General features: G+C 61.9%; 19 protein-coding genes. 4 read left to right on the forward strand and 15 right to left on the reverse strand.

What is annotated here, in order from left to right:
- Positions 1 to 26: 26 nt before the first annotated feature.
- The 10 genes from QO005_RS14740 to sdhC all read right to left on the reverse strand — a co-directional run bounded on the left by QO005_RS14740 (position 27) and on the right by sdhC (position 12,135).
- A complete protein-coding gene (locus tag QO005_RS14740; RefSeq protein ID WP_307158805.1) occupies positions 27 to 3,023 on the reverse strand; it encodes a 2-oxoglutarate dehydrogenase E1 component in 2,997 nt (998 codons plus the stop codon).
- Positions 3,024 to 3,237: 214 nt separating this feature from the next.
- Positions 3,238 to 4,140: a succinate--CoA ligase subunit alpha gene (sucD, locus tag QO005_RS14745; protein WP_307158806.1), complete on the reverse strand. Its 903-nt coding sequence runs from the start codon at positions 4,138 to 4,140 to the stop codon at positions 3,238 to 3,240.
- Positions 4,141 to 4,157: 17 nt separating this feature from the next.
- Entirely contained in the window at positions 4,158 to 5,351 is a 1,194-nt protein-coding gene (gene sucC / locus QO005_RS14750) for an ADP-forming succinate--CoA ligase subunit beta (RefSeq protein ID WP_307158807.1), read from the reverse strand.
- A gap of 191 nt (positions 5,352 to 5,542) precedes the next feature.
- Positions 5,543 to 6,505: a malate dehydrogenase gene (gene mdh / locus QO005_RS14755; protein WP_307158808.1), complete on the reverse strand. Its 963-nt coding sequence runs from the start codon at positions 6,503 to 6,505 to the stop codon at positions 5,543 to 5,545.
- Between the two features lie 180 nt (positions 6,506 to 6,685).
- Complete coding sequence (zapE, locus tag QO005_RS14760) at positions 6,686 to 7,849, reverse strand: cell division protein ZapE (RefSeq protein ID WP_307158809.1); 1,164 nt, start codon at positions 7,847 to 7,849, stop codon at positions 6,686 to 6,688.
- Between the two features lie 144 nt (positions 7,850 to 7,993).
- The gene (locus QO005_RS14765; RefSeq protein ID WP_307158810.1) at positions 7,994 to 8,512 is read right to left on the reverse strand and encodes a protease inhibitor Inh/omp19 family protein; all 519 of its coding nucleotides are present in this window, start codon (positions 8,510 to 8,512) and stop codon (positions 7,994 to 7,996) included.
- A gap of 196 nt (positions 8,513 to 8,708) precedes the next feature.
- On the reverse strand, positions 8,709 to 9,488 hold the full coding sequence (locus QO005_RS14770; protein ID WP_307158811.1) for a succinate dehydrogenase iron-sulfur subunit: 780 nt from the start codon (positions 9,486 to 9,488) through the stop codon (positions 8,709 to 8,711).
- Between the two features lie 15 nt (positions 9,489 to 9,503).
- Positions 9,504 to 11,345 carry a succinate dehydrogenase flavoprotein subunit gene (gene sdhA, locus QO005_RS14775; protein ID WP_307158812.1) on the reverse strand — a complete coding sequence of 614 codons (1,842 nt, stop codon included), beginning with the start codon at positions 11,343 to 11,345 and terminating at the stop codon, positions 9,504 to 9,506.
- Positions 11,346 to 11,351: 6 nt separating this feature from the next.
- A complete protein-coding gene (gene sdhD, locus QO005_RS14780; protein ID WP_307158813.1) occupies positions 11,352 to 11,732 on the reverse strand; it encodes a succinate dehydrogenase, hydrophobic membrane anchor protein in 381 nt (126 codons plus the stop codon).
- Positions 11,733 to 11,742: 10 nt separating this feature from the next.
- Positions 11,743 to 12,135 carry a succinate dehydrogenase, cytochrome b556 subunit gene (gene sdhC, locus QO005_RS14785; RefSeq protein WP_307158814.1) on the reverse strand — a complete coding sequence of 131 codons (393 nt, stop codon included), beginning with the start codon at positions 12,133 to 12,135 and terminating at the stop codon, positions 11,743 to 11,745.
- A gap of 319 nt (positions 12,136 to 12,454) precedes the next feature.
- Here sdhC and QO005_RS14790 point away from each other — a divergent pair, with 319 nt between their 5' ends.
- On the forward strand, positions 12,455 to 12,709 hold the full coding sequence (locus QO005_RS14790; RefSeq protein WP_307158815.1) for a hypothetical protein: 255 nt from the start codon (positions 12,455 to 12,457) through the stop codon (positions 12,707 to 12,709).
- Here the strand turns inward: QO005_RS14790 and QO005_RS14795 are convergent.
- The 5 genes from QO005_RS14795 to tsaD are packed head-to-tail and all read right to left on the reverse strand — an operon-like array spanning position 12,682 to position 16,213.
- Complete coding sequence (locus QO005_RS14795; protein ID WP_307158816.1) at positions 12,682 to 13,362, reverse strand: class I SAM-dependent methyltransferase; 681 nt, start codon at positions 13,360 to 13,362, stop codon at positions 12,682 to 12,684. The genes QO005_RS14790 and QO005_RS14795 overlap by 28 nt on opposite strands.
- A 20-nt stretch (positions 13,363 to 13,382) precedes the next feature.
- Positions 13,383 to 13,811 (reverse strand): EVE domain-containing protein, encoded by a 429-nt coding sequence (locus QO005_RS14800; RefSeq protein ID WP_307158817.1) that lies wholly within the window; start codon positions 13,809 to 13,811, stop codon positions 13,383 to 13,385.
- A gap of 6 nt (positions 13,812 to 13,817) precedes the next feature.
- Positions 13,818 to 14,111 carry a YciI-like protein gene (locus QO005_RS14805; RefSeq protein ID WP_307158818.1) on the reverse strand — a complete coding sequence of 98 codons (294 nt, stop codon included), beginning with the start codon at positions 14,109 to 14,111 and terminating at the stop codon, positions 13,818 to 13,820.
- Positions 14,112 to 14,117: 6 nt separating this feature from the next.
- Positions 14,118 to 15,113 (reverse strand): NAD(P)H-dependent glycerol-3-phosphate dehydrogenase, encoded by a 996-nt coding sequence (locus tag QO005_RS14810; protein ID WP_307158891.1) that lies wholly within the window; start codon positions 15,111 to 15,113, stop codon positions 14,118 to 14,120.
- A 2-nt stretch (positions 15,114 to 15,115) separates the two neighbouring features.
- On the reverse strand, positions 15,116 to 16,213 hold the full coding sequence (gene tsaD, locus QO005_RS14815; RefSeq protein WP_307158819.1) for a tRNA (adenosine(37)-N6)-threonylcarbamoyltransferase complex transferase subunit TsaD: 1,098 nt from the start codon (positions 16,211 to 16,213) through the stop codon (positions 15,116 to 15,118).
- Positions 16,214 to 16,297: 84 nt separating this feature from the next.
- Between tsaD and hemC the strand changes: the two genes are divergently transcribed.
- The 3 genes from hemC to QO005_RS14830 all read left to right on the forward strand — a co-directional run bounded on the left by hemC (position 16,298) and on the right by QO005_RS14830 (position 19,453).
- Positions 16,298 to 17,227, forward strand: a complete 930-nt coding sequence (hemC, locus tag QO005_RS14820; protein WP_307158820.1) for a hydroxymethylbilane synthase — start codon at positions 16,298 to 16,300, stop codon at positions 17,225 to 17,227.
- A gap of 34 nt (positions 17,228 to 17,261) precedes the next feature.
- The gene (locus QO005_RS14825) at positions 17,262 to 17,969 is read left to right on the forward strand and encodes a uroporphyrinogen-III synthase (RefSeq protein ID WP_307158821.1); all 708 of its coding nucleotides are present in this window, start codon (positions 17,262 to 17,264) and stop codon (positions 17,967 to 17,969) included.
- Positions 17,970 to 18,064: 95 nt separating this feature from the next.
- A complete protein-coding gene (locus QO005_RS14830) occupies positions 18,065 to 19,453 on the forward strand; it encodes a mitofilin family membrane protein (RefSeq protein ID WP_307158822.1) in 1,389 nt (462 codons plus the stop codon).
- Position 19,454 lies beyond the last annotated feature (1 nt).

Here is a 19,454-nt window from a genome sequence, read left to right on the forward strand (position 1 = left end):
TCGGGCGAAGAGAGTGGCGGGCGGCATCAGCCGCCCAGCGCGTCTTCCAGGAAGGCTTCAAGCTGCGCGATGTGCTTGGACATCAGGCCGGTTGCCGGAGAGGCAGCGGCCGGACGGCCCGTATAGCGCACGCGCTGATACTTGGCATCGATATGCGCCAGAACCCATTCCAGATAGGGATCGATGAAGGACCAGGCGCCCATGTTCTTGGGCTCTTCCTGGCACCAGACCATTTCCGCATTGCGGAAACGGGACAATTCATTGATCAGCGCCTTGGCCGGGAACGGGTAGAGCTGTTCGATGCGCAGCAGGTAGATGTCATCGATCCCGCGCTTTTCACGCTCTTCCAGCAGGTCGTAATAGACCTTGCCCGTGCACATCACGACGCGGCGGATCTTGGCATCCTTCTGCAGCTTGATCGGGCCGTCCTTGATCATCTCCGCATCGTCCCACAGCAGGCGGTGGAACGAGCTTTCGCCCGCCAGTTCCGCCAGCGTCGACTGGGCGCGCTTGTGGCGCAGCAGCGACTTCGGCGTCATCAGGATCAGCGGCTTGCGGAAGTCACGCTTCATCTGGCGGCGCAGAATGTGGAAGTAGTTGGCCGGCGTCGTGCAGTTGGCAACCTGCATATTGTCTTCGGCGCACATCTGCAGCCAGCGCTCCAGACGGGCAGAAGAGTGTTCCGGACCCTGACCTTCATAGCCATGCGGCAGAAGGCAGACGAGACCGGACATGCGCAGCCACTTGCGTTCACCGGACGAGATGAACTGGTCGAACACCACCTGCGCACCGTTGGCGAAGTCACCGAACTGGGCTTCCCACAGCGTCAGCGCATTCGGACGAGCCAGCGAATAGCCATATTCGAAACCGAGCACGGCCTCTTCCGACAGCATCGAGTTGATGACTTCGTAACGAGCCTGGTTCGGCGCGAGATTGGCGAGCGGAATATAACGCTCCTCGGTTTCCTGATCGTAGAGAACCGAATGGCGCTGCGAGAAGGTGCCGCGCTCGCAATCCTGACCGGACAGGCGGATCTTGTGACCGTCCAGAACCAGCGAACCGAAGGCCAATGCTTCGGCCATGGCCCAGTCGATCCCCTCGCCCGTCTCGATCATCTGGGCGCGGTTTTCCATGAAGCGCTGGATGGTGCGGTGCGCCTTGAAACCTTCCGGAATGGTGGAGAGCTTCCGCCCGATTTCCTTGAGGCTCTTCATCGGCACGGCGGTCTTGCCGCGGCGCTGCTCGTCGGCATTGTCCGCGGCACGCAGCCCGGACCAGGCGCCGTCCAGCCAGTCGGCCTTGTTCGGCTTGTAGCTCTGGCCGGCTTCGAATTCCTGCTCCAGATGGGCGCGCCAGTCGGCCCGCATCTTTTCCAGATCGCCTTCGGTGATCAGGCCTTCCGCGATCAGACGGTCGGCATAAAGCTGCACGACGGTCTTGTGAGCGCGGATTTCCTTGTACATCTTCGGCTGCGTGAAGCTCGGCTCATCGCCTTCATTGTGGCCGAAGCGGCGATAGCAGAACATGTCCACCACGACCGGCTTGTGGAACTTCATGCGGAATTCGGTGGCCACCTTGGCGGCATAGACCACGGCTTCCGGATCGTCGCCATTGACGTGGAAGATCGGCGCTTCGATCATCTTGGCCACATCCGACGGATAGGGCGAAGAGCGCGAGAAGGCCGGATTGGTGGTGAAACCGATCTGGTTGTTGATGATGAAGTGCATGGTGCCGGCCACGCGGTGACCGCGCAGACCCGACAGGCCGAGGATTTCGGCCACAACACCCTGACCGGCAAAAGCCGCATCACCATGGATCAGGAGCGGCAGAACCTTGGCACGCTCCTTGAGCGGGATCACGTCGCCGTCCCAGACCTTGGCAAGCTGGTCCTGCTTGGCGCGGGCCTTGCCCATGACCACCGGATTGACGATTTCCAGGTGCGACGGGTTGGCCGTCAACGACAGGTGCACCTTGTTGTTGTCGAATTCACGGTCGGAGGAGGCGCCGAGGTGATACTTCACGTCGCCGGAACCTTCGACTTCATCAGGCTTGAAGGAGCCGCCCTTGAATTCGTGGAACACGGCGCGATGCGGCTTGTGCATCACATTGGTCAGCACGTTCAGACGGCCACGATGCGCCATGCCAAGCACGACTTCCTCAAGGCCTTCCTGACCGCCGCGCTTGATGATCTGCTCCAGCGCCGGGATGAGCGATTCTCCGCCATCGAGACCGAAACGCTTGGTGCCCTTGTACTTCACATCGATAAACTGCTCGAAGCCTTCTGCCTCGATCAGCTTGGAAAGGATCGCCTTCTTGCCTTCCGCAGTGAACTCGACGCCCTTGTCCGGCCCTTCGATGCGCTCCTGAATCCACTGCTTTTCCTCCGGGTTGGAGATATGCATGAATTCGACGCCCAGCGTCGTGCAATAGGTGCGCTCGAGAATATCGATCATCTGCGGGATCGTGGCATATTCCAGACCCAGCACGTTATCGATGAAGATCTTGCGGCCGTAATCAGCTTCGGTGAAGCCGTAATTGCTCGGCGAAAGCTCGTTATAATCGTCAACCGGCGCGGCAAGGCCCAGCGGGTCCAGCTTCGCATGCAGATGGCCGCGCATGCGATAGGCGCGGATCATCATGATGGCACGGACGCTGTCGCGGGTGGCCTGCAGCACTTCCGCCTCGGACACCGGCTTGCCGGTGGCGGCAGCGGAGGCTTCCGCCTTGTCCTTCACCTTCTTTTCGATAACCTTTTCCACCTGGCCCCAGTTTCCGTCCAGCGCGGAGACCAGTTCGCCGTTCGGCGTGATCGGCCAGTTCTTCTTCTTCCAGGAAGCGCCGCTGGCAGCCTTCTTCACATCGGCGGGACTGTCGCCCAGCGCCTTGAAGAAAGCCTGCCATTCCGCGGAAACCGAATTGGGATCTTCTTCGTAGCGCGCATAAAGCTGCTCGATATAGATCGCGTTCGATCCGTCCAGGAACGACGTGATCTGAAACTGCTCGTTGGCTTCTTGCCTTGCCATGGTTTTCTGCGGGCTCCAAAGCCCGCCTCCCGACTTGTGGTCACACCGAATTTTCGGCTTTACGCATATGCCAGCCGAGGCTTGCGCTTCGCTGGAGGGTGGAGCCATCGCTCCCGAATATCATCTCGAACGCCGCGAGTTGAACGACATTGCTCGAGGTCCGACCGGGCGGGTTCGTCTTTAAAGACGCCCGCCCGCTCTTCTCATAAGTGGTTCAGCCCTTCAGGACTTCAACCAGCGTTTTGCCCAGACGCGCCGGGGACGGCGAAACCTTGATGCCAGCCGCTTCCATGGCGGCAATCTTGGATTCAGCATCGCCTTTGCCACCGGAAACCACGGCACCGGCATGGCCCATGGTGCGGCCCTTCGGCGCGGTGCGGCCAGCAATAAAGCCAGCCATCGGCTTCTTGCGGCCCTTCTTGGCTTCATCGATCAGGAACTGGGCGGCGTCTTCTTCCGCCGAGCCACCGATTTCACCGATCATGATGATCGACTGGGTGGCTTCGTCGGCGAGGAACATTTCCAGGACGTCGATGAATTCCGTGCCCTTGACCGGGTCCCCACCGATACCGACAGCCGTCGTCTGGCCGAGACCTTCATTGGAGGTCTGGAACACGGCTTCATAGGTCAGCGTGCCGGAGCGCGACACGATCCCAACCGAACCCTTGCGGAAGATCGAGCCCGGCATGATGCCGATCTTGCATTCTTCCGGCGTCAGGATGCCCGGGCAGTTCGGGCCGAGCAGACGGGACTTGGACTTTTCGAGCTTGGCCTTGACGCGCACCATGTCCATCACCGGAATACCTTCGGTGATGCAGGTGATGAAGGGGATTTCCGCCTCGATCGCCTCGATAATGGCGTCCGCAGCGCCTGCCGGCGGAACGTAGATCACGGTCGCATCCGCGCCGGTCTTGTCCTTGGCTTCGGCAACGGAAGCGAAGATCGGCAGGCTTTCGCCCTTCGAGCCGGTCCAGGTTTCGCCACCCTTCTTCGGGTGAATACCGCCGACCATCTGCGTGCCGTAGTAAGCCAGCGCCTGTTCGGTGTGGAAAGTACCGGTCTTGCCGGTCAGGCCCTGCACGAGGACCTTGGTGTTCTTGTTTACAAGAATAGACATCAGTTAGGTCCCTCAGATTAGCCGTTGATCGCCGCGACGATCTTCTTGGCAGCGTCGTCCAGATCGTCGGCAGCCGTGATGGCGAGGCCGGATTCGTTCAGGAGCTTCTTGCCAAGTTCGACATTGGTGCCTTCGAGACGCACGACGAGCGGAACCTTGAGGCCGACTTCCTTGACGGCTGCGATCACGCCTTCGGCGATCACGTCGCACTTCATAATGCCGCCGAAGATGTTGACGAGGATGCCCTCGACCTTCGGGTCAGCGGTGATGATCTTGAAGGCCGCCGCGACCTTCTCCTTGCCGGCGCCACCGCCGACGTCGCAGAAGTTAGCCGGCTCCTTGCCGTAAAGCTTGATGATGTCCATCGTCGCCATGGCGAGACCGGCGCCGTTGACCATGCAGCCGATATTGCCGTCGAGGGCGACGTAGGCCAGATCCCACTTGGAGGCTTCGATTTCCTTGGAATCTTCTTCGGTCTCGTCACGCAGGGCGCGCACGTCGTCGTGGCGGAACAGTGCGTTGCCGTCGAAGGACACCTTGGCGTCGAGAACACGCAGATGGCCATTGGTCATGACGATCAGCGGGTTGATCTCGAGAAGCGCCATGTCCTTTTCGTTGAAGGCCTTGTAGAGCGCCGGGAAGAGCGACTTGGCGTCTTCCACGGCTACGCCCTCGAGAGCGAGCGCTGCGGAAATCTTCGCCACATCCTCAGCCGTCACGCCGGTTTCCGGGTCGATGGCGATGGTGTGGATCTTTTCCGGCGTGTCATGGGCAACGGCTTCGATGTCCATACCGCCTTCGGTGGAGACCACGAAAGCCACACGGCCTACCGAGCGGTCGACCAGCAGCGAGCAGTAGAGTTCGCGGGAAATGTCGGCGCCATCTTCGATGTAGAGACGGTTGACCTGCTTGCCGGCTTCACCCGTCTGGGCGGTCACCAGCGTGTTGCCCAGCATGTCCTTGGCGTGCGCGACGACTTCGTCGATCGACTTCGCCAGACGAACGCCACCCTTGGCATCCGGGCCGAGCTCCTTGAACTTGCCCTTGCCGCGGCCGCCAGCATGGATCTGGCTCTTGACCACGTAGAGCGGGCCGGGCAGCTGCTTGGCAGCGGCGGCGGCATCATCGGCGGAGAGGATCGCCACACCTTCGGCGACCGGCGCGCCATAGCCCTTCAGGAGAGCCTTGGCCTGATATTCATGAATGTTCATCGTCTGGTCCTATCGTTGGGCCTTAGAGCGATTCAATGCTTCACGGAAACACTGAATCGCTCTAACTCTTTCTTTTTACGCATTTCCGGACGGAAAACCGCTAGGTACTTTTCCTGGAATTGCTCTAGATCGGAAATGAGAAAACGCGCCACACGGATGCCCTTTCCGGCATCCGTGTGGCGTTCATGCCATTACTTGAGAGCGGGCGCGATGGTCGCGCAGGCTTCGCACAGACCGGCGACAGCGCCGACCGACTTGTCGAAACCGGCCTGCTCTTCCTTGTTCAGTTCGATTTCGATGATGCGCTCGACACCACCTTCACCGATCACCACCGGAACGCCGACATACATGTCCTTGACGCCGTACTGGCCAGTGAGATGCGCGGCGCAGGGCAGAACGCGCTTCTTGTCCTTGAGGTAGGACTCGGCCATCTCGATGGCGGAGGCGGCCGGAGCATAATAGGCCGAACCGGTCTTCAGCAGGCCGACGATTTCGGCACCGCCATCACGGGTGCGCTGAATGATCTGGTCCAGACGCTCCTGGCTGGTCCAGCCGAGCTTGACGAGATCGGTCAGCGGAATACCGGCAACGGTGGAGTAGCGCGGCAGCGGCACCATGGTATCGCCATGACCGCCGAGAACGAAAGCCGTCACGTCCTGGACGGAAACGTTGAATTCTTCAGCGATGAACAGGCGGAAACGGGCCGAGTCGAGAACACCGGCCATGCCGACGACCTTGTTGGCCGGAAGGCCGGAGAACTTCTGCAGCGCCCAGACCATGGCGTCGAGCGGGTTGGTGATGCAGATCACGAAGGCGTTGGGGGCGTATTTCTTGATGCCCGCACCCACCTGCTCCATCACCTTGAGGTTGATACCGAGCAGGTCATCGCGGCTCATGCCCGGCTTGCGCGGCACACCGGCGGTGACGATGCAGACGTCTGCGCCTTCGATGGCGGCGTAATCGCTCGCGCCGGACAGCTTGGCATTGAAACCCTCGACCGGAGAGGACTGGGCGATATCGAGGCCTTTACCCTGCGGAACGCCGTCGGCGATGTCGAACAGGACAACGTCGCCCAGTTCCTTGAGGCCAGCGAGATGCGCCAGCGTGCCGCCGATCATTCCAGAACCGATGAGTGCGATCTTTTTGCGCGCCATTGAAGAGCTTCCTTTTCAGATCCAAAACAAGGCGGGCTCAGGATCATCGGGCCGGCCTTTGCGTAAAACCGCATAGCCCGAGGCGCAAAAAATCGCAACTGATATTTATCAGCTGATATTTTTCAATCGGTTAGACCTAAAAATTCTTACGTAAAGGTAAGAATTCTGGTCATCATTTCTTCACACTTCGGATTTTTGACCCGCCTCAACGTTCAAATAATCGCGACTGCGCATTTCGAAGAGGCGTGAAACGGTGCGATCGAACTCGAACCCCTCCGTCCCCTTGCGAACCGTCAGCAGCGCTTCCGGTTCCGCCGCAGCGGAGGCATGCAGGTGAATATGGTGGTCATAAAGCGCATCGATCAGAATGATGAAGCGTTTGGTCTCATTGCGGCGGTCGGCGTTCAACAACGGAATGTGATCGATGAAGATGCGGTCGAAACGCTCGGCTATCGCCAGGAAATCCACCGCCCCAAGCGGCGCCTCGCAAAGCTCGGCAAAGGTGAAGCGCGCCATCCGGCCCACCGCCCGGGGCACGGCGATCACGCGGCCTTTCATCGCAATCTCCACCGGCTTTTCCGGCTGTCCCTTGCCCAGCATCATCCAGGCACGATCCATCTGCCGATCCGCTTCCGGTCCGAGTGGCGCGAGATAGACAGGCAGATGATCGCCCTTGCCCAGCCGGTAATCGGTGGGAGAATCCAGCGACAAGACCTCGACATGCTGCTTCAACAGGCCAACAAAGGGCAGGAAAAGCCCGCGATTGAGACCGTTCGGATAAAGATTGTCCGGCTCGACATTCGAAGTGGCGATGAGTGTGCAGCCGCGCGCAAAAAGCTCGGTGAAGAGCCGTGACAGGATCATCGCATCGGCGATATCGGTGACGGTGAACTCGTCGAAGCAGAGAAGCTCGGCCTGTTCGGCCAGTTGCTCGGCCACCGGCGGCACAGGATCGGCCTGTTTCGTTTCACCGTTCTTCAGCTTCTGCCGGTGGGCGTGGATGCGATTGTGCACATCCGCCATGAATTCGTGGAAATGCGCCCGGCGCTTCTTTTCCGTCGGCGCCATCTCGAAAAACAGATCCATCAGCATGGTTTTGCCGCGCCCGACACTGCCATGCACGTAAAGACCGCGAATGCCCTCTGGCATGGCACGGCGCTTGGCGAAAATCCAGCCCAGGGCAGAGGATTTCCGGGCCGGTTTGCGCGCCTTCAGGTCGATCAGCACCCGGTCCAGATGCCGCGCCACATCCATCTGCGCCGGATCCGCCTTCAGCGTTCCCGCAAGGGTACGGCTTTTCAGCTCCTCGCTGACACTGCGGGCATAATCGGGAATGGGCTGCATGGAAAACTCCGGGAATGGTGCAGGCCGCCAGAGTCTGTCGGGTTCATATTGAACCCTGCCAAACTCCAGGATGCATGGACCGGCAGAGCGCCTCGTCCGATGCATCGAAAAGGCCATGGCATTGCGCCATGGCCTGAAGCGGGATCAGCGGCTGAGGCTGACGGGCTGGCCGTTGCTGGCGGATCCGCTGAAGCGGTTGTCCGCTGCCTTGTAAAGCGTGGCAATCACATTGCCGTCGCGGTCCTTGAGCATCAACTGCTTGTTGGCCACTTCCCAGGACCCCATGGCCGTGAGCGGGCCGACACAGCCGCGCGTACCGCCCCGCGAGCCGCTGCCGAGATTGGTCAGCGTCAGGAACATGTCGCAGCTTGCGCCGCCATTGGCGACCTTCCAGTTGCCGACCAACTGTTCCTTGCTGAAATCCATCGCGCCACCCGGCGGCGGCGCATTCGGCGTCAAGGCCGCCTGCTGGTTGCTGGTGGGCGCTGCGGGAAATTGCGAATCGGCACCGCCCGGCGGCGGCAACTGCCCTGCCTGCACCGGCGACACCGGCTGCGCCTGCAAGGGCGGCAGGGATGATGAACCATAATCGCTGGAAGTACGCTGACATCCTGACAAGGCAAGCACGACAGCAAGGCCCGTCGCTGCGAATTTCAGATTCATCCTCTTAACTCCTGGTTGCTTGTGGTCGGCGCGGTCAAACCGCGGCGACGTTATCGTCAAAGCCGTTGGCAAATCAAGTCAGTCCTGAATTGCGGCAGAAACGTGCCGCAGACTGAAAATCCCGCCACCACCGGTTTGAAGGGCGTGCGCGGGATCTCAAAAGGGCGTGAGGAGAGCGATCTTCCGCTCCCGTCCATCAAACGCGGCGTTCCACCATCATCTTCTTGATCTCCGCGATAGCCTTGGCCGGGTTCAACCCCTTGGGACAGGCCTGCGCGCAGTTCATGATGGTGTGGCAGCGATAAAGGCGGAAGGGATCTTCCAGATTGTCGAGACGCTCACCCTTGGCTTCGTCGCGGCTGTCGATCAGCCAGCGATAGGCCTGCAGCAGAACGGCCGGACCGAGGTAACGGTCGCCATTCCACCAGTAGCTCGGGCAGGAGGTGGAGCAGCAGGCGCAGAGAATGCACTCGTAAAGACCATCCAGCTTCAGGCGGTCTTCATGGCTCTGCTTCCATTCCTTGGCGGGCGTCGGCGATACCGTCTTCAGCCAGGGCTCGATGGAACGGTGCTGGGCGTAGAAGTTGGTCAGATCCGGCACCAGATCCTTCACCACCGGCATATGCGGCAGCGGGTAGATCTTCACGGTGCCGTTGACGTCGTCCATGCCCTTGGTGCAGGCCAGCGTGTTGGTGCCGTCGATGTTCATGGCGCAGGAGCCGCAAATCCCCTCGCGACAGGAGCGGCGGAAGGTCAGCGTCGGATCGATCTTGTTCTTGATGTAGAGCAGACCGTCTAACACCATCGGGCCGCAATCGTCCAGATCGACATAATAGGTGTCGATACGGGGATTGTCGCCGTCATCCGGGCTCCAGCGATAGATCCGGTATTCCCGCAGGTTTTTCGCACCTGCGGGCTTCGGCCAGACCTTGCCTTCGGTGACCTGAGAATTCTTAGGAAGAGTAAGTTCTACCATGTCAGTCTCCTCAAATCAGTAGACGCGGGCCTTGGGCGCGATCTTCTTGGGATCGATGCCGTCAGCGATCAGCTCGGTGTGAACCGGACGATAATCCAGCTTCACATCGCCAGCCTCATTGACCCAGGCAAGCGTGTGCTTGCGCCAGTTCTCGTCGTCACGGCCGCCGAGCGGACCGTCCTTGAAATCCTCACGGGCGTGAGCGCCGCGGCTTTCCTTGCGGGCTTCCGCGCCGAAGACCGTGGTGATGGCGTTCGGCATCAGATTGTAGAGTTCCAGCGTTTCCACGAGGTCGGAATTCCAGATCATCGACCGGTCGGTGACCTTGATGTCGGACATGTCCTTCCAGATTGCGGTGAGGCGCTGGCAACCGCTTTCCAGCGATTCCTGGGTGCGGAACACGGCGGCGTCTTCCTGCATGGCGCGCTGCATCTTGTCGCGCAGCACGGCGGTCGGCGTCTGGCCGGAGGCGTGACGCAGGCCGTCGAAACGGTCCATGATCCTGTCGCAGGCGGCGGTGTTGAGCGCGGGGATCGGCTCTTCGCGGTTGATGATCTGCGCAGCGCGGATGGCGGCGGCGCGACCGAAGACCACGAGGTCGATCAGCGAGTTGGAGCCGAGACGGTTGGCGCCATGCACCGAGGCGCAGCCCGCTTCGCCCACGGCCATCAGGCCGGGCGCGATGCGTTCCGGGTTCTGGCCATCGGCGTTCAGCACTTCACCCCAGTAGTTGGTCGGAATGCCGCCCATATTGTAGTGAACCGTCGGCAGGACCGGGATCGGCTCGCGGGTCACATCGACGCCTGCGAAGATCTTGGCGCTCTCGGAAATGCCCGGCAGGCGCTCATGCAGAACCGCCGGATCGAGATGGTCGAGATGCAGGAAGATGTGGTCCTTGTTCTTGCCAACGCCACGGCCCTCACGGATTTCCATGGTCATGCAGCGCGAGACGACGTCACGCGAGGCAAGATCCTTGGCGGAGGGAGCGTAGCGCTCCATGAAGCGCTCGCCCTCGGAATTGACGAGATAACCGCCTTCGCCGCGTGCGCCTTCGGTGATCAGGCAGCCCGCGCCGTAAATGCCGGTGGGGTGGAACTGCACGAATTCCATATCCTGCAGCGGCAGGCCGGCGCGTGCGATCATGCCGCCGCCGTCACCCGTGCAGGTGTGGGCGGAGGTGGCGGAGAAATAGGCGCGGCCATAGCCACCCGTCGCCAGCACCACCATCTTGGCGGAGAAGCGATGAATGGTGCCGTCATCGAGGTTCCAGGCCACGACGCCGGTGCAGCGACCGTCATCCGCCATGATCAGGTCGAGGGCGAAATATTCGATGAAGAATTCGGCATTGTTCTTCAGCGACTGGCCATAGAGCGTGTGCAGAATGGCGTGGCCGGTACGGTCGGCGGCTGCGCAGGTGCGCTGCACGGGCGGGCCTTCGCCGTAATTCTGCATGTGGCCGCCGAAGGGGCGCTGATAGATCTTGCCTTCCTCGTTGCGCGAGAAGGGCACGCCGTAATGTTCCAGCTCATAGACCGCCTTCGGCGCTTCCATGGCGAGATATTGCATGGCGTCCACGTCGCCCAGCCAGTCGGAGCCCTTTACGGTGTCGTAAAGGTGCCATTGCCAACAGTCGGGCGTCATGTTGGTGAGCGAAGCGGCGATACCGCCCTGCGCTGCAACCGTGTGGGAACGCGTCGGGAAAACCTTGGTGATGCAGGCGGTCTTGAAGCCCTGCTCGGCCATGCCGAGCGTGGCGCGAAGGCCAGCGCCGCCGGCGCCCACGACCACGACGTCATAGGCGTGATCGACATAGGTGTATGCCTTGCCGTTTTGTGCGGGAGAAGCTGTGCTTGCCATTTCGAATTATCCTACGAACGCGATCTTGAGGATGGCGAAAAGACAGAGCGCACCCACCACGACCGCGAAGAAAGTGTTGAGCATCAGCAGGACCATCTTGATGATCTCCTGATGGATGTAATCCTCGATGATCACCTGCATGCCCAGACGCATATGGATCAGGGCCGACAGCACGACCAGACCCATCACCACCGCCACCAGCGGATTGGAGAGCGCGGCGATGATCTCCGGATAGGGAGCGCCCGCATGGGTCAGCATGAAGATGATGAAGAACAGGATGAGCGGGATGTTGGAGACCGCCGTGACGCGCTGGCGCCAGAAATGCTCGGTCCCGTCCTTGGCCGATCCAAGGCCACGCACCTTGCCGAGCGGAGTACGCATATCCATAGGTGTAACCTCAGCGAATGATGAATGCGATGATCCAGACCAGAATGGTCAGGGCGACGGAACCGGCAAGCGTTGCCTTGGCGAGCTTGGTCGTGAAGCTTTTCTCGAAACCATGGCCCAGGTCCCACATGAGGTGGCGCAGACCGCCAAGCATGTGGTGGATCAGCGCCCAGCTATAGCCGAACAGGATGATCTTGCCGATGAAGGTGCCCATGAACCAGGAGACACCGTCATAGGCGTTGGCGCCCATGGATGCGGCAATCAGCCATACAGCAACCAGAAGCGTTCCGAAATAGAGTGCCCCACCGGTGATGCGGTGCGCAATCGACATCATCATCGTCGGAATGGGCTTGTAGATTTGCAGATGCGGCGACAAAGGCCGTTGTTTTGTCACGTTCGCCATCTAAACCTCGCGGCGTTCATATGCGTTCCCGGGCGGGAACAGCACGGATATAGGGCACTCCTTGACAGAGTGCAGGTCAGTGTCCATCGGACCTTTAATCCTCCCGATCTATCTGGACAAGGCGAATTAACATCGCTCGTTCAATTTAATCGATTGGGAAAATCCCTGTCCGACCAAAGGGGAATAAGGGCGGTTTTGACAGGAAATTCTTAAAGAAGCTTACGATTGCTCAAGAGCAGCAAAGACTGCGGGTTGAACCCGACGGCAATTACCGCCATGTCTTGATGAAGATACACGGACGCGATTCGGGAGCGCCGACATGCCTCTCAGCCATTGCAAATGCCTGATAGTCCTCATCTCTGCCCTCCTCATCGGCGGTCCGGCGGCCTCGGAAAACCTGCCGCAGCGCAGCATGCGGCCGCAGGGCGTCATCGTGCAGGGCGCCTGGGCCAGCGGCCCCGCCACGCGGACGAAGATCGCAAGGCTTGCGCCCAAGGCGAAGATCGTGGCCGTGGATGATCGGACCATCCGCCAGGCCTGCCGGTTTCAGGCAGGGGTCTGCATCCTGCGGTAAGCGCCGTCTGCGGCAAAACGCCACACTGTCGTCTTTTTGACCTCGCTATCCTCCAAGGCTCGGGTCACAGGCACCTGATAGGTCGCCAGAGGCAGGAACCCGTCTCGCGGAAAATAGCTGCGTCCGGGATCGCCCACCAGCACATCCACGCCCGCAGCGGCAAGCGCCGTCAGCCAGGGCAGAAGCCGGGCGGCAAAATCGCGGTCATAGAAAACATCGCCTGCCAGCAGCAGGTCGGCGGCAAGCGGGGTTCCGACCCGGTCGGAGGCCTCGAAACCCACCACCACACTGTTTGCCAGGGCATTGAGATGCACCGCCGCGCCGGTGAAGGGATCGATATCAAGCGCCAGAACGCTTGCCGCCCCCGCCTTGGCGGCGGCGATGGCCACCAGTCCGGACCCGGTGGCGAAATCCACCACGCGCTTGCCCCGCACCGTTTCGGGATGATCGAGAATATAGCGCGCCAGGCCCTGCCCGCCCGCCCAGGCAAAAGCCCAGAAGGGCGGCGGCAGGCCGATTTCCGCCAGATCCTCCTCGGTCTTCTGCCAGAGATCATGCACCTCACTGGCCAGATGCAGTGGAATTTCCGGCACATGCGGCGGCGCGATGAGGGCGGTGTTTTCCAGAATGAACCGTTCGGGATCGATCTTCACCGCTCACATCTCTTTCCGGATCATCGGGGCGGATTGTCGAGACCGCCCATGCGGCAAACCTCGAGATATTCCTCCTCCGTCACCGGCTGCACGGACAGCCGCATGGAGGTGACCAGCGACATCGCCGCCAGCTTCGGATTGGCCTTCACGTCCTTGAGGCTCACCGGCTTCGGCATGTCGCAGACGGCGCGGATATCCACACATTCCCAGCGCGGATCATCCGTGGTGCTGTCAGGATGGGCAAGCGCGCAGACCTCGGTGATTCCGACCACTTCCAGCCCCTCGTTGGAGTGGTAAAAGAAGCCCTTGTCGCCGATCTGCATGGCGCGCATGTTGTTGCGCGCCAGATAGTTGCGCACTCCATCCCATTGTTCGCCAGCCTCGCCCCTGGCCTTCAGCATCTCCCAGGAGAATTTGAAGGGTTCCGATTTGTAGAGCCAGAATGCCATGCTGCCTCAACCTTCCGGATTGTTGAAGACCCAGTTATAGGGCCGGATCTCGACGGTCGCGAACAGGCCGGCCTTGGCATAGGGGTCTTCGGCGGCGATGGCCTTGGCGGCCTCCAGCGTTTCAGCCTTCAGGATCAGCATCGAGCCGCACGGCTTGCCGTCGCCATCCAGAAAAGGCCCGCCAATCTTCAGCACGCCCGCAGCGTTAAGGCCGTTCAGCCAGTCCACATGCGGCGGACGGGTGGCCATGCGCAGATCGAGATGGCCGGGCTTGTCATTGCAGATCACGGCAAACAGCATGTCTTTCTACTCCGTCGTGAGGGGGCGGGTCATCAGGTCTTCCACCGCCCGGTCGATATTCAGGGAACCGTCGATGATCGCGGCCACGGCTTGCGTGATCGGCATGTCGATGCGGTAATGTTCGGCAAGCCGGGCGGCCACGGCGGCGGCAAAGGCGCCCTCCACCAGGGAGGAACCGTCAAGGCCCGGCCCCTCGCCTCGGGCCAGCGCCAGCCCGTAGCGCAGATTGCGCGACTGATGGCTCGTGCCGGTCAGCACCAGATCGCCGAGGCCGGAAAGCCCGCGCAAGGTTTCAGCACTGCCGCCCATGGCAACAGCCAGCCGCGACATTTCCGCAAGCCCCCGCGAGATCAGCGCCGCGCGCGCCGATTCGCCCAGGCCCCGACCTTCGACCATGCCGCAGGCAATGGCCAGCACGTTCTTCAGCGCACCGCCGAGCTGCACGCCCGTCCGGTCTGCCGAGGCATAGAGGCGAAAGGTTCGGGTGGACAGTGAAAGCGCCGCCTCTTCAGCACGTTCGGCGGAACCCGCCGCCAGCACCATGGCGGTGGGCAGGCCGCGTGCAATATCCATGGCAAAACCCGGCCCGGACAGCACCGCGACCGGATGATGCGGCAAACGCTCTTCCAGAACCTCTGTCAGCAGCCGGGTGGACTGCCGGTCGATGCCCTTGGCGCAGGTCACCACCGTGGCATCCGCCGCGAGATAGGGACCGTAGCTTGCCGCGGCATCGGCCTGCGCCTGCGAAGGCATGGCAAAGAGCACCAGACCGGCCCCGGCAATGGCTTCGGGCTCGAAGGAAAAGGCAAGATTATCCGGCAGATAAACGCCGGGCAGTGCCGCATTATGCATGCGGTCATTGGCAAGATCGGCCATCAGGGCCGGATCGCGGCCCACCAGCGTCACAGCGGCGCGACCCTCCAGTGCGATCACCGCCGCCAGCGCCGTGCCGAAGGCTCCGGCTCCGATAATGGCAATCTGCTTGCCCTCGTTCGTGCCCATACTCATGCCTTGGCTCCCCGCTTGCCAAACCCGATCAAGGCTTCGGCCTTCGAATCGAGCGGCCAGCGCGACCTGGGCGCGGTGGAAAAATCATCGGCGGGCAGGCCAAGCGCCATGCGCTCCAGACCCGCCCAGGCAATCATCGCCGCATTATCGGTGCACAAATGATGCGGCGGCGCAATGAAGCGGAAGGAATGACGCTCGCACAGCGCCAGAAGGGCTGCCCTGAGCGCCTTGTTCGCGGCAACGCCACCTGCCACCACCAGCGCGGGTTGCCGGCCGAGACCGGGAAACTCGTCGTGAAACCGCTTGAGGCCGCGCCCGATGCGGTCATCCATGGTGCGGACGATGGCACGCTGGAAGGACGCGCAGATATCGGCAATGTCCTTTTCCGTCACCGGCGCTGCGGCCTCTGCTGCCTGACGCACGGCGGTCTTCAGGCCGGAAAAGGAGAAATCGAGCCGCGCCTCGCCCACCAGCGGACGCGGGAAGGCAAAGCGTTTTTCATCGCCATGCGCCGCCGCCCGCTCCACCGCAGGACCGCCGGGATAGGGAAGGCCGAGCAGCTTGGCCGTCTTGTCGAAAGCCTCGCCCAGCGCATCATCGATGGTCGTGCCCCAGCGGACATAATCGCCTACGCCGCGCACCAGCACCAATTGCGTATGGCCACCGGACACGAGCAGCATGAGATAGGGAAATTCGACGCCATCCGTCAGCCGCGCCGTCAGGGCATGGCCTTCGAGATGGTTGATGGCGTAAAGAGGCTTGCCCGCCGCCCGGGCCAGCGCCTTGCCGGTCATCAGCCCGACGATCAGCCCGCCGATCAGACCGGGTCCGGCGGTGGCGGCGACGGCATCGATGTCGAGGAGCCGCGTCTTTGCCTTGTCCAGAGCCTCTTCCACCAGAAGATCGAGCGCTTCCACATGGGCGCGCGCGGCAATTTCCGGCACGACGCCGCCATAGAGGCTGTGCTCCTCCAATTGGCTCAGCACCACATCCGAGACGATCTCGCCCCGGCCATCGGCGTGGCGCAGAACCACGGAGGCGGCGGTTTCGTCGCAGCTTGTTTCAATCCCTAGTATTCTCAATTGGGAAGCCATATGCCAGAAGGTCAGTCAGAGTGCGTGATTGCGGTGCCGGTCCACGAGGGATACGACGCCGTCGGTAACAATGGAAGTCTTCAGATGCAAACGAAACCTTTCCGCATCGGTACGCGGGGAAGCCCTCTGGCCCTGGCGCAGGCCCACGAAACCCGCAGGAGGCTGATGGATGCCCATGGCTTGCCGGAGGAGATGTTCGAGATCGTCGTACTGTCCACCACCGGCGACCGTATCACCGACCGGTCTCTGGCGGAGATCGGCGGCAAGGGCCTGTTCACCCTGGAACTGGAACAGCAACTGACCTCCGGCGGGCTGGATTTGGCGGTGCATTCCTCCAAGGACATGCCGACCGCCCTGCCGGATGGACTGCACATCGCCGCCTACCTGCCGCGCGAGGATATGCGTGATGCCTTTATCGGCCGCAGCGCCGCAAAGCTTCTCGACCTGCCGCAAGGCGCGGTGGTGGGTTCGGCCTCGCTGAGACGGCAGGCGCTGATCCGGCGGCTGCGCCCCGATCTTCAGGTCATCACCTATCGCGGCGCGGTTGAAACCCGGCTACGCAAGCTGGCCGAGGGGCAGGTGGATGCGACCCTGCTTGCCGTGGCAGGCCTGAAAAGGCTGGGCAAGGAGACCGTCGTCACCGAATTTCTCGATCTCGAAAGCTTCCCGCCCGCCCCGGCGCAGGGGGCGATCTGCATCGAATCGCGGATCGACGATCAGCGGATCAACGATCTGCTGGCCGCGATCAACCACCGCCCGACTTTTGACGCCGTTTCCTGCGAAAGGGCGCTTCTGGCCGCCCTCGACGGCTCCTGCCGCACCCCCATTGCCGGTTATGCCGTGTCGGACGGGGAAACCTTGCGGCTGGCGGCAACGATCCTGACACCGGATGGGCAGGTTTCGCACAGTTTGCAGGGCGAAGGCCTGGTGGCAAAGGCTTTCGACCTCGGCTGGAGCACGGGCCAGACGCTTCGGGAAAAGGCCGGACCCGGCTTTTTCGAAGGCTGGACCTGAGGACAGAAGTGGACGTCACCGCAGGGAGGCAGGCATGCGTGTTCTGGTGACCCGGGCAGAGACGGCGGCGCAGGAAACCCTGCGGCGGCTGGCGCGGGACGGGCATGAGGCCGTGCTTTTACCGCTTGCCGCACCGCGCCATGATCCTGAGGCGGCGCTGGAGGCGCTCAGGCAAAAGCCGGACCGGCTTGCCGTCACCAGTGCCGAAAGCCTGCGATGCCTGGCGGAACTGGGGGCGGCCCTCGCACCCTTTCTGGCCCTTCCCGTTTACGCGGTCGGAGAGGCGACGGCACAGGCCGCACGGTCACTCGGCTTCCGGCAAGTGCAGGCCTCTGCCGGCGATGGCGCAGCGCTGGCCGCCGATCTTGCGGCATTACCGCCGGCCAAGCTCATTTATCTTGCGGGACAGCCTCGGGCTGAGACGCTGGAAGCAGGACTGAAGGATCACGGCATCCCTTTCGAGCTTCGGGAAATCTACCGGATGGAAGACATCGCCTATCCGCCTGCGCTGCTTCACAAACGGCTTGAAGGTGGGCCCATCGATGCCGTGCTGCTGTATTCGGCGGAAACGGCGCGGCGGTTCCTGCACTTGCCGCTCGACCGGATGGATGGCAGCGTCTTTGAAAAAACCCGCTTTCTCTGCATCAGCGACAAGGTGGGGCAGGCCCTTCAATCCTTGGCCAAGGATCGGGTTTTCGTGGCCCGGGAACCAAATGAGACGAGCCTGCTTTCTCTGCTGTAAACGTCAAGCAAGAAAGCAATTTCGGGAAAGCCCCTTTCCTTCCTTCGGGTGGCTGATTAATTTCACTCTGTTGCAAAGCAAAAGACGAGGTTGCCATGGTGTCCGGAAAACCCCCACGCCGCTCCAAAAAGAACGACGATCCGGTGACCATAGACCTCACCGCGACCGAAGTGCCACGCGAAGACGGCCCGGCTGCCGAAAGCGTTGAGCCCGTTGCGACACCTGACGCGACCGTGGAAACGCAAGCCCAGGCCAGTATTGAAGGCCGCGCGCCGGAGAGCGCAGCAGTGCCTGAAACCGCACCGGAAGCCGCTCCCGACGACAAGCCGCTGGAACCTGAAGCACCCGTGAGCGAAACACCCCATGCCGAGACATCCGGCTCCGGGCTTGAGGAGAGCGTCCAAGACGCTAAACAACCGGAAGCCGAACAAACGGCAGGCGAAAAAGACGCCGAGCCGATGTCGGCCTTCGGAAGCCGTGGCGATACCCCGCCGGAAGATACCGCCGGACAGCAGGTTCCGCCTTACGAGGAAAAACCGGCCCCCCGTACTCAGACAGCCACCAGCACGCTGATTGCCGCGGGCATTGCCGGGGGGCTCGTGGCGCTGATCGGCGCGGGTGCCTTGCAATATGCGGGCATTCTTCCCGCCGCCTCCCCCAACAAGGCCAATGCCGAAATCGGCAGCCTCGCTGCACAGGTGCAGGCGCTCAAGGCCGAGGTCGCCAAGGGTGCCGGACAGGGCCCTGATACCTCGGCTCTGGAAGCCCGGATCGCCAAGCTGGAGACCGCCCCCGCCCCGGCCAACCCGCAGGCAATCGACGACCTTGCCGCCAAGGCGGCTGCGGCGGACCAGACGCTGTCTTCGCTGCGCTCGGAGGTCACGGGGCGCCTGCAAAGCCTGACCGAGAGCCAGACGGCGCTATCCGACCGGGTCAGCGCCATTGAAACCAAGCTGAACCGGCCGCGCGACGATATCGAGGTGGCGCGCGCCATCGCGGCCTCGGCGCTGAAGACGGCGGTGGATCGTGGCGGTCCCTTCCTCTCCGAAATGACGACGCTGAAGGGCATCGTGCCGGAAGAGCCCGCACTTTCCGTGCTGGAACCTTACGCAGCCTCCGGCGTGCCCTCGCGGACCGAGCTTTTGCGGCGCTTCGGCACCACGGCGGACCGTATTCTTTCCGCCATCAATCAACCGGCGGAAAGCGCCAATATTGGCGAGCGGCTGTGGGCAAGCGCACTCTCCGTGGTCAAGGTGCGGCCCGTCGGCAATGTCGAGGGTGATTCGCCCTATGCCATTGTCGCCCGCATCGAGGACAAGATTCGCAACGGCGATCTGAAGGGGGCGGCTGCCGAATGGCAAAGCCTGCCGGAAGCCGGACGCAGCGCCTCGGGCGATTTCAAGAAACTGCTGGACGACCGCATCGCCGTGGAAAACGCGGTTTCCGATGCCATGGCGCGCGCCGTCAATGGCCGCAAAGGGTAAG

The organism is Allorhizobium paknamense (assembly GCF_030815125.1).
Lineage (GTDB): Bacteria > Pseudomonadota > Alphaproteobacteria > Rhizobiales > Rhizobiaceae > Allorhizobium > Allorhizobium paknamense.

Coding starts and splice junctions, on each gene's coding strand:
- QO005_RS14790 (WP_307158815.1), top strand. CDS start 12,455: ATGCCTCTCAGCCATTGCAAATGCCTGATAGTCCTCATCTCTGCCCTC.
- tsaD (WP_307158819.1), bottom strand. CDS start 16,213: ATGGCTTCCCAATTGAGAATACTAGGGATTGAAACAAGCTGCGACGAA.
- sdhD (WP_307158813.1), bottom strand. CDS start 11,732: ATGGATATGCGTACTCCGCTCGGCAAGGTGCGTGGCCTTGGATCGGCC.
- zapE (WP_307158809.1), bottom strand. CDS start 7,849: ATGCAGCCCATTCCCGATTATGCCCGCAGTGTCAGCGAGGAGCTGAAA.
- sucD (WP_307158806.1), bottom strand. CDS start 4,140: ATGTCTATTCTTGTAAACAAGAACACCAAGGTCCTCGTGCAGGGCCTG.
- QO005_RS14770 (WP_307158811.1), bottom strand. CDS start 9,488: ATGGTAGAACTTACTCTTCCTAAGAATTCTCAGGTCACCGAAGGCAAG.
- QO005_RS14800 (WP_307158817.1), bottom strand. CDS start 13,811: ATGGCATTCTGGCTCTACAAATCGGAACCCTTCAAATTCTCCTGGGAG.
- sucC (WP_307158807.1), bottom strand. CDS start 5,351: ATGAACATTCATGAATATCAGGCCAAGGCTCTCCTGAAGGGCTATGGC.
- sdhC (WP_307158814.1), bottom strand. CDS start 12,135: ATGGCGAACGTGACAAAACAACGGCCTTTGTCGCCGCATCTGCAAATC.
- QO005_RS14765 (WP_307158810.1), bottom strand. CDS start 8,512: ATGAATCTGAAATTCGCAGCGACGGGCCTTGCTGTCGTGCTTGCCTTG.
- QO005_RS14830 (WP_307158822.1), top strand. CDS start 18,065: ATGGTGTCCGGAAAACCCCCACGCCGCTCCAAAAAGAACGACGATCCG.
- QO005_RS14810 (WP_307158891.1), bottom strand. CDS start 15,113: ATGGGCACGAACGAGGGCAAGCAGATTGCCATTATCGGAGCCGGAGCC.
- QO005_RS14805 (WP_307158818.1), bottom strand. CDS start 14,111: ATGCTGTTTGCCGTGATCTGCAATGACAAGCCCGGCCATCTCGATCTG.
- QO005_RS14825 (WP_307158821.1), top strand. CDS start 17,262: ATGCGTGTTCTGGTGACCCGGGCAGAGACGGCGGCGCAGGAAACCCTG.
- mdh (WP_307158808.1), bottom strand. CDS start 6,505: ATGGCGCGCAAAAAGATCGCACTCATCGGTTCTGGAATGATCGGCGGC.
- QO005_RS14740 (WP_307158805.1), bottom strand. CDS start 3,023: ATGGCAAGGCAAGAAGCCAACGAGCAGTTTCAGATCACGTCGTTCCTG.
- sdhA (WP_307158812.1), bottom strand. CDS start 11,345: ATGGCAAGCACAGCTTCTCCCGCACAAAACGGCAAGGCATACACCTAT.
- hemC (WP_307158820.1), top strand. CDS start 16,298: ATGCAAACGAAACCTTTCCGCATCGGTACGCGGGGAAGCCCTCTGGCC.